This window comes from Arthrobacter sp. 2YAF22_2, from assembly GCF_052114645.1.
Taxonomy (GTDB): Bacteria; Actinomycetota; Actinomycetes; order Actinomycetales; family Micrococcaceae; genus Arthrobacter.
In genome coordinates this window covers 1-9,210 of sequence record NZ_JBFRFD010000086.1, presented here as the reverse complement: position 1 = coordinate 9,210, position 9,210 = coordinate 1, and the positions used below count along the sequence as shown (strand labels likewise).

At 67.6% G+C, this 9,210-nt stretch carries 10 protein-coding genes and 2 pseudogenes; 11 read left to right on the top strand and 1 reads right to left on the bottom strand.

Annotation, left to right across the window (positions count from 1 at the left end):
* Both AB4Y86_RS05555 and AB4Y86_RS05550 read left to right on the top strand, forming a co-directional pair.
* Positions 1-297 (top strand): annotated as a pseudogene (locus AB4Y86_RS05555) (ammonium transporter); the annotation flags it as partial.
* Complete coding sequence (locus AB4Y86_RS05550) at positions 294-632, top strand: P-II family nitrogen regulator (protein ID WP_441400835.1); 339 nt, start codon at positions 294-296, stop codon at positions 630-632. The pseudogene AB4Y86_RS05555 and the gene AB4Y86_RS05550, both read left to right, overlap by 4 nt.
* Positions 633-786: 154 nt before the next feature.
* On the opposite strand, the gene AB4Y86_RS05545 is transcribed toward AB4Y86_RS05550, so the two are convergent.
* Entirely contained in the window at positions 787-2,175 is a 1,389-nt protein-coding gene (locus tag AB4Y86_RS05545; RefSeq protein WP_441400833.1) for a glucose-6-phosphate dehydrogenase, read from the bottom strand.
* Positions 2,176-2,325: 150 nt separating this feature from the next.
* Between AB4Y86_RS05545 and ffh the strand changes: the two genes are divergently transcribed.
* The 9 genes and pseudogenes from ffh to AB4Y86_RS05500 form a co-directional block, all read left to right on the top strand.
* A complete protein-coding gene (gene ffh, locus AB4Y86_RS05540) occupies positions 2,326-3,912 on the top strand; it encodes a signal recognition particle protein (RefSeq protein WP_441400831.1) in 1,587 nt (528 codons plus the stop codon).
* A gap of 115 nt (positions 3,913-4,027) precedes the next feature.
* Positions 4,028-4,777, top strand: coding sequence for an alpha/beta fold hydrolase (locus tag AB4Y86_RS05535; protein ID WP_441400829.1), 750 nt, complete (start codon positions 4,028-4,030; stop codon positions 4,775-4,777).
* 1 nt (position 4,778) lies between these two features.
* Complete coding sequence (locus tag AB4Y86_RS05530; RefSeq protein ID WP_441400827.1) at positions 4,779-5,267, top strand: GNAT family N-acetyltransferase; 489 nt, start codon at positions 4,779-4,781, stop codon at positions 5,265-5,267.
* A 3-nt stretch (positions 5,268-5,270) separates the two neighbouring features.
* Positions 5,271-6,377 (top strand): amidohydrolase family protein, encoded by a 1,107-nt coding sequence (locus tag AB4Y86_RS05525; protein WP_441400825.1) that lies wholly within the window; start codon positions 5,271-5,273, stop codon positions 6,375-6,377.
* A gap of 76 nt (positions 6,378-6,453) precedes the next feature.
* Entirely contained in the window at positions 6,454-7,329 is an 876-nt protein-coding gene (locus AB4Y86_RS05520; protein WP_441400823.1) for a VOC family protein, read from the top strand.
* A gap of 351 nt (positions 7,330-7,680) precedes the next feature.
* Complete coding sequence (locus tag AB4Y86_RS05515; RefSeq protein ID WP_441400821.1) at positions 7,681-8,118, top strand: hypothetical protein; 438 nt, start codon at positions 7,681-7,683, stop codon at positions 8,116-8,118.
* Between the two features lie 219 nt (positions 8,119-8,337).
* The gene (gene rpsP / locus AB4Y86_RS05510; protein ID WP_441400837.1) at positions 8,338-8,754 is read left to right on the top strand and encodes a 30S ribosomal protein S16; all 417 of its coding nucleotides are present in this window, start codon (positions 8,338-8,340) and stop codon (positions 8,752-8,754) included.
* A 1-nt stretch (position 8,755) separates the two neighbouring features.
* A complete protein-coding gene (locus AB4Y86_RS05505; protein ID WP_056426755.1) occupies positions 8,756-8,998 on the top strand; it encodes an RNA-binding protein in 243 nt (80 codons plus the stop codon).
* A 125-nt stretch (positions 8,999-9,123) separates the two neighbouring features.
* Positions 9,124-9,210 (top strand): annotated as a pseudogene (locus AB4Y86_RS05500) (ribosome maturation factor RimM); the annotation flags it as partial.

The window sequence follows — 9,210 nt, the reverse complement described above, 5'->3', positions numbered from 1 at the left end:
GCACTGTTCTCCATCGTGTTCACCGCTGTGATGACCTTCATCATTGCCTTCCCGATCCACAAGACGATGGGCTTCCGGGTCTCGCAGGAGCAGGAAGCCGTGGGTGTGGACCTCAGCCTGCACGCTGAGACGGCCTACGAGTTCGGCGTCGGCGGCCAGGGCGGAAGCTTCCAGCCGCTGCACGAGCTGATCACCGGCAAGCCGCAGGGCGACGCCGTGACCCCGGCGCCCGAAGCCATGAACGCCCAGTCCAACGGCAAGAAGACAGCAGCTGGCAAGGAGAGTGTGGGGGCATGAAACTGATCACAGCAATCGTCCGTCCGGAAAAGCTCGACGCCATCCGGGAAGGCCTGGAAGCCTACGGGGTGCAGGGCCTGACGGTCAGTGCGGCCAGCGGCTACGGCCGGCAGCGCGGCTACACCGAGGTGTACCGCGGGGCCGAGTACAACGTGGACCTGTTGCCCAAGATCCGGGTCGAGGTGCTCGCCACCGACGAGCAGGCGGACGACATCCTGGATGTCATCATCGCCAGCTCGAACACCGGCCGGGCCGGTGACGGAAAGGTCTGGACCGTGGATGTCTTCGAGGCCGTGCGGGTCCGCACCGGAGAACGCGGCGCGGCAGCCATCTAGGCTGCGGCCCTCCAGCCGCACCGCGCCAGCGGACCGCGAATGAGGGTTGCGACAGCGGGCCGGACACCTGAAGAGGTGGCCGGCCCGCTGTCGTGCGTCCGACGGCGGTGCCAAGCCGTGCGTCCGACGGCGGTGCCCGGCGTCGTTGTGTCCGCTACGTCGCCCAGCCCGCCGGACCGGCCGACCCGGCAGCGTATTCCTCCAGCGGCACGCTGTCCCGCGCCCAGGCCTTGAGCACGGGGTCAATGATGCGCCAGCAGTCCTCCGCCGTGTCGCCCCGCACGGACAGCAACGGGTCGCCGCTGAGTACTCCCTCCAGGACTTCACCGTAGGGGAGCAGGTCGGAGGCGCTCAGTTCTGCGTGCAGGGTGGCCCGGTCCAGGCTCAGCACGTCGCCGGGGCCGTTGACGTCGACGTCGAACTGCAGCGTGTCCGGGCCGAAGCCGATCCGCAGCTGGTTGGGGGAGTCCACGCCGGTGAAGCCCCGGGGCAGGTGCGGCGCCGGATGGAAGGTGACCACGGCCTCCTTGCGGGTGGCACTGAGCGCCTTGCCCGAGCGGAGCAGGAACGGCACGCCCTGCCAGCGCCAGTTGTCGATGCTCACCTGGACCTCGGCGAGGGTCTCGGTTTCCCGGGTTGGGTCCACGCCGGCTTCCTTGGCGTAGTCGGGGACCTTCCGGCCGTCGATGGTGCCAGCGGTATACCGTGCGCGCCGGGTGTTTTTGGCGTACGGCGCCTTGATACTGCTGGCGCGCAGGAGCGCGGCGACGGCGTCGCGGAGGTCCCGTTCGTCCACCGAGGCCGGCGGTTCGATCGCCATCAAGGCCATGACCTGCAGCAGGTGGCTCTGGATCATGTCCCGGAGGGCGCCGGCGCCGTCGTAGTAACGGGCCCGGCCTTCGAGGGCGAGGTCTTCATCGAAGATGATCTCCACCTTCGCGATGTGGTCCCGGTTCCAGATCGGTTCCAGGAAGTTGTTCGCGAAACGCAGGCCCAGGATGTTCAGCACGGTGGCCTTGCCCAGGAAATGGTCCACCCGGTGGATGTGGTCCTCGGGGACTAGGGCGGCCAGGGTCTTGTTGAGGTTCCGGGCGGATTCCTCGCTGGACCCGAAAGGCTTCTCCATCACCAGCCGGGTTCCGGCCGGCACTTGGTCAGGGGTGAGGGCTTCGCAGGCCAGCTGGCTGATCTTCGGCGGCAGGGCAAAATACACCGCCACCGGTCCCGCCAGTTTGGCGAGCAGGCCGGCGAGCTGGCCCCCGGCGGTGACGTCCAGCTGGTGGTAGCTGGTGCCCGCGCGGAGCCGCTTCAGCTCCCGCTTCCCGCTGGAACTGGCCTGGGAGTTGGCGTCGGCGAAGGAGGTTTCCAGGCGGTCCACCCACYGCTCCTGGGTCCAGTCGTCCGAGCCTGCGCCTACCAGCGTGAGGTCCGGCGTGTGGCCCCTCGCCACCAGGCGGGCCAGTCCCGGCAGCAGCAGCCTGCCGGTCAGGTCGCCCGAAGCGCCGAGGATCAGCAAGGTCTTTACAGTTGTTTGACTGGTCACCTAAGCCAGCATGCCACCTTGAAGGTGCGGCTTGGTACCCTAGATAGTCGAGTCCCGTTGTCGAGGCAGTTCGTTCCGGCGAAACAGTCACGACTCTGGCGCGCCGCACTGGCCGCCAGCTGTAGATCCACTGAAAGAAGTGCACGGCGCGTGTTCAATTCACTCTCTGACCGGTTGACAGCAACCTTCAAGAACCTCCGTGGCAAGGGCCGCCTCACCGAGGCGGACGTTGACGCCACGGTCCGCGAGATCCGGCGTGCCCTGCTGGACGCCGACGTCGCCGTGCCGGTGGTCCGTGAGTTCACCGCCCGCGTGCGTGAGCGCGCCCTCGGCGCCGAGGTCTCCGGTGCGCTGAACCCGAGCCAGCAGATCGTGAAGATCGTCAACGAGGAACTCGTCGAGATCCTCGGCGGCGAGACCCGCCGGATCCGGCTGGCCAAGACTGGGCCCACCATCATCATGCTCGCCGGCCTCCAGGGTGCGGGCAAGACCACCCTCGCCGGCAAGCTCTCCAGGTTCCTCAAGGCGCACGGCCACAGCCCCATGCTGGTGGCCTGCGATCTCCAGCGCCCCAACGCTGTGACGCAGCTGCAGGTGGTGGGACAGCGCGCCGGTGTTCCTGTCTTTGCCCCGCACCCGGGCGCCACCTCCGCCGAGCTGGACCACCCCGCCGGTGACCCGGTCGCCGTCGCCCGTGCCGGCGTCGAGGAAGCCAAGCGCACCCTGCACGACGTCGTGATCGTGGACACCGCCGGCCGCCTCGGCGTCGACGCCGAGATGATGGAACAGGCCCGCCAGATCCGCCGGGCCATCGTCCCCAACGAAGTCCTCTTCGTGATCGACTCGATGATCGGCCAGGACGCCGTGAACACGGCGATGGCCTTCGATGAAGGCGTCAACTTCACCGGCATTGTGCTTTCCAAGCTCGACGGCGACGCCCGCGGCGGTGCCGCGCTGTCCGTCGCGTCGGTCACCGGCAAGCCGGTGATGTTTGCGTCCACCGGCGAAGGCCTGGACGACTTCGAGCTCTTCCACCCGGACCGGATGGCCTCGCGCATCCTCGACATGGGCGACGTGCTCACCCTGATCGAGCAGGCCGAAAAGTCGTGGGACAAGGACGAAGCGGCCCGGATGGCGAAGAAGTTCGCCGACCAGGAGGACTTCACCCTTGAGGACTTCCTCGCCCAGATGCAGCAGATCCGCAACATGGGCTCGATGAAGAAGATGCTCATGATGATGCCGGGGGCGCAGAACATCCGGCAGCAACTGGAACAGTTCGACGAGCGCGAGATTGACCGCGTCGAGGCGATCGTCCGGTCCATGACTCCGCACGAGCGGGTGTCCCCGAAGATCATCAACGGCTCCCGCCGCGCCCGCATCGCCCGCGGTTCCGGCGTGCACGTCTCCGAGGTCAACGGCCTGCTGGAACGATTCGCGCAGGCGCAGAAGATGATGAAGAAAATGGCGGCCGGCGGCGGGATGCCCGGCATGCCGGGGCTGCCCGGGATGGGTGGGGGAGGAGCCCGCAAGGGGTCCAAGCCTGCGGCGAAGAAGAAGGCACGCTCCGGCAATCCGGCCAAGGCCGCCCAGGAGCTCAAGGACGCGGAGGCGCGCCGTGCCGCCGGCGCCAAGGCCCTGCCCACCGGCGCTGCCTTCGGCCAGCAGGGCGGAGACTTCGACCCGTCCCAGCTGAACCTGCCCAAGGGCTTCGACAAGTTCCTCGGCGGCAGCAAGTAGCGGAAGCCGGCTTGGTCCCCGCCAGTATGCCGATGAACATTATGTCGATGACCCGCATGTCGAACACCAGTATGTCGTCGGCCGGGATGCCGGGACGGTGCCATAGGCTTAGGACATGTTCAAGGAGCGCGTAGTCTTCGTCCACGGTGCCGGCAGCTTTGGCGCCGCGGCGTGGCCGAAACAGCATGGCATGGCCCTGGGCTATGACGCACTGTTCCTGCGGCGGCACGGCTTCGACGCCGTCGCCGACCCGCTGGCAACCGATTTCGCGGCGGACGCCGGCATTGTCCTGCGTGCGCTCGCCGACGACGGCCGCGGCGACTCCGGCGGCCACGTCGTGGCGCACGCCCAAGGGGCCATTGCGGCGATGATGGCGGCCGTGGAACGTCCCGATCTGGTCCGGTCGCTCACTCTCGTGGAACCCGCCTGCCTCTCGCTTACGGCCGAACTGCCGGCGACCGCGGCGCACCGGGCGCTCATGCAGCCGCTCTTCGACGTCCGCAACAACCTCAGCGATGAGGATTTCCACCGAGAATTCGTGCGCCGCGTGTTCGCCGCACACGCCCCGGTCCGCGGCACCCTAGGCGCGCCCGCCRCCGACGACGGGCGGGAAGCGCACCGGCTCAGGCTGCAGGCCCCGGGCTGGGAAGCTCCGCTGCAAATCGTCCCCGGCGTGCCCACGCTGGTCCTTACCGGCGGCTGGGAGCCGCTCTACGAGGAAATAGCCGGCTACCTGCGGGAGACGGGCGCGCTGCACCGCATCGCCGCCGGCGGCCATCGTCCCCAAGATTCGAAGGAAGGCGACCGCGCCATCCGCTCCTTCATCGCCGAGGTCAACCGCAGCGGGCACGCCCGGGCATCCTAAGGTGGCCGCGCCGCGCATCCGGACGGCGACGCCGGAAGACCTCCCTGCGCTGCCCGCCATCGAGGCCGCGGCAGACCGCATGCTGGCGGCGGAGCTGGGGTATCACGCGTTCCCGGCTCCGCTGCTCCCGACCTCGGTTGACCCTCTCTATGTCCTGGTAGCCGGAAATCCACCCGTAGGGTTCGCGCGCATTGATGAAGTCGACGGACAAGCCCATTTGGAACAACTCTCGGTGCATCCTGACTTCGCTGGCCGCGGGATCGGACGATCTCTGGTTAGAGCGTCCGTCGATGCCGCCAGGTGCCGTGGTTATGAATCGATGACGCTTTGCACCTTTGCGGACATTCCGTTCAATGGACCGTTTTACGCGAGCTGCGGCTTCGAGCCCGTCGCAAACCCCGGCGGGGAACTCGCGGCCTTGCGGGCGCACGAAGCGCAGCTGGGGCTGGATGAGTTGGGCCCACGGATAGCCATGCGGCTTAGGCTTTAAGCCATGAGCAACATCATCGAGTTCAGCGGCCCCGTCCTCACCGGACCCGGCAGGGAACACCGCGGACTGTGGGCCGTCGACGGCAGGCTGACCTTTAGGCGTCCCCGCGCGGCCCCGGACCTGGTCCTGGACGGCTGCGTTATCCCCGGGCTGGTCGATGCGCACTGCCATATCGGGCTCGGTCCCGGTGGGGACGTCCCGGAAGAAGTCGCCGAGGGCCAGGCCAGGACGGACCGTGACGCCGGAACCCTGCTGGTCCGCGACGCCGGAGCCGTCCACGACACCCGCTGGATCCAGCAGCGGAGCGAACTGCCGCGCATCATCCGCGCCGGCCGGCACATCGCGCGGACCCGCCGGTACCTGCGCGGCCTGGCTGTCGAAGTCGAGCCCGAGGACCTAGTGGAGGCCGTCCGCAAACAAGCCCGCGCCGGCGACGGCTGGGTCAAGCTGGTGGGGGACTGGATCGACCGCGACGCGGGCGACCTCGCCGCCAGCTTCCCGGCGTCGAACGTCAAGGACGCTGTCCAGGCGGCCCATGATGAAGGCGCCCGGATCACGGCGCACTGCTTCGCGGAGGACACCCTTGACGACATGCTCGACGCCGGCATCGACTGCATCGAACACGGAACCGGTCTGCTCCCTCGGCACCTGCCCCGTTTCGTCGACCAGGGCGTGCCGATCGTGCCCACGCTGATCAACATCGCCACCTTCCCGGACATTGCAGCCCAGGCCGAGTCGAAGTTCCCCCGCTACGCCGCGCACATGCGCTCGCTTTGGGAACGACGCGCCGAGCGGATTCTCGAAGCGTACGAGGCCGGCGTGGCCATTTACGCCGGAACGGACGCGGGCAGCGTCATCCAGCACGGACGCATCGTCGACGAACTCGAGGCGCTGCACGCAGCCGGACTCCCGGCCGGGGCCGCGCTCGACACCGGCGCCTGGGCCGCCCGCGACTGGCTCGGAGCGGAATCGATCACCGAAGGCGCCAGTGCCGACGTGCTGGTCTGCGGCGAGGATCCGCGTGCCAATCTCGCCACCCTGCGGGAGTTGCGAAGCATCGTGCTGCGCGGCGAACTGGTCCGGCCGAGCGTCCCGGCACCTAAGGAATAAATTGAAGCTTCAAGTAATTTAGTAGTATGAAAGGGTCGCCGAGGGTCGGTGGCCGCAAAACCACTGGAGCGTTTCGATGACAGCAGAAGCCAGTACCCAGGATCTTCTTCCCGCCGAACTCACCATGGGCACTGTGATGCTCAAAGTCGGCGACATGAAGCTCATGACCGACTACTACCAGCGTGCCTTGGGCCTCGACATCGTGGCCGAGCAGGACGGCGGGCTCTACCTTGGACGCAAGCAGAAGCCGCTGGTTCACCTTGCTCCGGCCCCCGGGCTCAACCTGCCCTCGCGCGGCGAGGCCGGGCTCTTCCACACCGCCCTGCTTTTCGAGGACCAGCCGGCGCTGGCCGCCACCGTGGCCAGCGCGGCCCAGTACGCGCCGCAGTTCTTCACCGGCAGCGCCGACCACCTTGTCAGCGAGGCCTTCTACTTCAATGACCCCGAGGGCAACGGCATCGAACTCTACTGGGACCGTCCCCGGGACGCCTGGTCCTGGGAGGGCAGCAACGTCGTGATGGACAGCCTCGCCCTGCCGCCGCAGCGCTACCTCGAACAACACCTCACCGAGGCGTCCCTGGCCGGTCAGCGGCAGTCCGACGCCGGCATCGGACACATCCACCTGCAGGTCGGCGACGTACAGTCCGCCCACGACTTCTACGTCGGCACGCTCGGCTTTGAGAAGACCGCCGGCTGGCACGGGCAGGCGCTCTTTGTCTCCGCCGGCGGCTACCACCACCACATGGCCATGAACGTCTGGAACAGCCGAGGCGCGGGTCCCCGCCGCGACACCCTGGGCCTGGGTGAGGTCCTGATCGAAGTACCGTCCGGCGATGACGTCGGCGCCCTCGCGGACCGCCTCAAGACCGCCGGAGTCCAGTCCCACCACACCGGCGCCGAACTGCGCTTCGACGATCCGTGGCGCAACCGGATCCGCGTCGCCGTTCGTTGACCTCGGGACATGCCCAGTGGTCGCGGACCCAAGCGCGGGACATGCTCAGTGGTCGCTGCCAGGCGTGGGCATAGTGCCTATATGTCCACCGGGCAGCCCTAACGCGGGACATGTCCGGGTGGCGCAGCCCCAAGCGCGGGACATGTCCAGTGGTAGCGGACGAAAGCGCGGGACATGCTCAGTGGTCGCTGCCAGGCGTGGGCATAGTGCCTATATGTCCACTGCTCGCGGCGAAGGGAGGGCATGTCCCCCCGGCTGGGCTAGGCTGAAACCGGACGGCCGGCGCGGGTTCTTGCCTGCGATGCGGCCGCCGGTACGAACGCCGAGCCGACCTTCATGAGGAGCACTTCCTTGGGATTTACTGAAATCTTCGTCGCCACCCACGACGCCGCCCTCAAGCGTGCGGCCGCCCTCGACGAGGGCGCCCCGGCCGCCGCGGGAGCCGTCCGGATTCCGGACATCAGCGACTTCGAGGTCGAGCGCCTCGGCGACCTTGCCGGGACCGCCGTGCATGCCGCAGGCGCCGACTATGAGCTCGCGATGGTGGACGTGGCCAGCGACTCGCTGCTGGGTGTACCGGCGGCCATGGTCCGGACCCTGGCGGACCTGCTCAGCTACGAGACCGAAGGCGACGGCGACGTCTTGACAGATGTCGCCGAGGGCTGGGCCGCCGAGGAGGACATGCCCTTCGGCGCCGAGCAGGCCGCCCGCTATGTCCGGCAGTTGGCCGAGCTCGCCGCGGGCGTGGACCCCGCCACCAAGGACGGGCTCTACGTCTGGACCTCCTGACGCCCACCAGCCGGGCCGCCAAAATGCGCTGAAAGATGCCGGCTTCGGGTGTCAAGTCGAAATCCGCGCGGTGATCTGGCACAATGAACAGGTACTCGATCTGCGTGGCCCCTCTCTCCGCGTCCGGATCCTGTCCTTTAGAACCCCCTAGTATGGCCCGCCCCACGGGTGCAGAACGCCGGGCTCGACCCCGTTTCAGAAACAGGAGTGACCACAAAAGTGGCCGTAAAGATTCGCCTTAAGCGCTTCGGCAAGATGCGCGCACCGTACTACCGCATCGTCGTCATGGACGCACGCTCCAAGCGTGACGGCCGTGCCATCGAAGAGATCGGCAAGTACCACCCCACCGAAGAGCCCTCGTACATCGAGGTCGACACGGACCGTGCCCAGTACTGGCTCGGCGTCGGCGCGCAGCCGTCCGAGCAGGTTGCCGCGATCCTGAAGATCACCGGCGACTGGCAGAAGTTCAAGGGTCTCCCCGGCCAGGAGGGCACCTTGAAGACCAAGGCTCCCAAGGCCGCCTTCGTTGCCCCGGAAAAGGGTTCCGTGATCATCCCGGAAGCCATCACCAAGAAGGCAAAGAAGGACGACGCCGCCGAGGCTCCCGCCGAAGCAGAGACCACCGAGGCTGAGTAACTTGCTGGCAGAAGCGCTCGAACACCTGGTCCGCGGGATTGTTGACAGCCCCGAGGACGTCAAGGTCAGTGCGAAGAACAACCGCCGTGGGGACACCCTCGAGGTGCGCGTTCATCAGGACGACCTCGGACGGGTGATCGGGCGCCAGGGCCGCACCGCACGTGCCTTGCGCACCGTGGTGGCGGCACTGGCCGATGGTGAGCCGGTCAGGGTCGACGTCGTCGATACCGACCGCCGCCGGTAGCGCAGCCAGCAACACTTGCCTTTAGTCCGGCCCCTCCACCAGCTTATGGTGGAGGGGCCGGACTGTTTTGCGCAGTAAGCGCCAACAAGCCCCAGACTTCAAGAAAAATCCGAACAGAGGAACAGATGCAGCTTCAGGTGGCACGAATCGGCAAGCCCCACGGCATCCGCGGCGAAGTGACCGTCCAGGTGCTCACGGACGCGCCCGGAGAC

What these genes read in the sequence shown, in the direction of transcription:
- AB4Y86_RS05550 (WP_441400835.1), top strand. Translation starts at nt 294, where the DNA reads ATGAAACTGATCACAGCAATCGTCCGTCCGGAAAAGCTCGACGCCATC.
- AB4Y86_RS05525 (WP_441400825.1), top strand. Translation starts at nt 5,271, where the DNA reads ATGAGCAACATCATCGAGTTCAGCGGCCCCGTCCTCACCGGACCCGGC.
- AB4Y86_RS05520 (WP_441400823.1), top strand. Translation starts at nt 6,454, where the DNA reads ATGACAGCAGAAGCCAGTACCCAGGATCTTCTTCCCGCCGAACTCACC.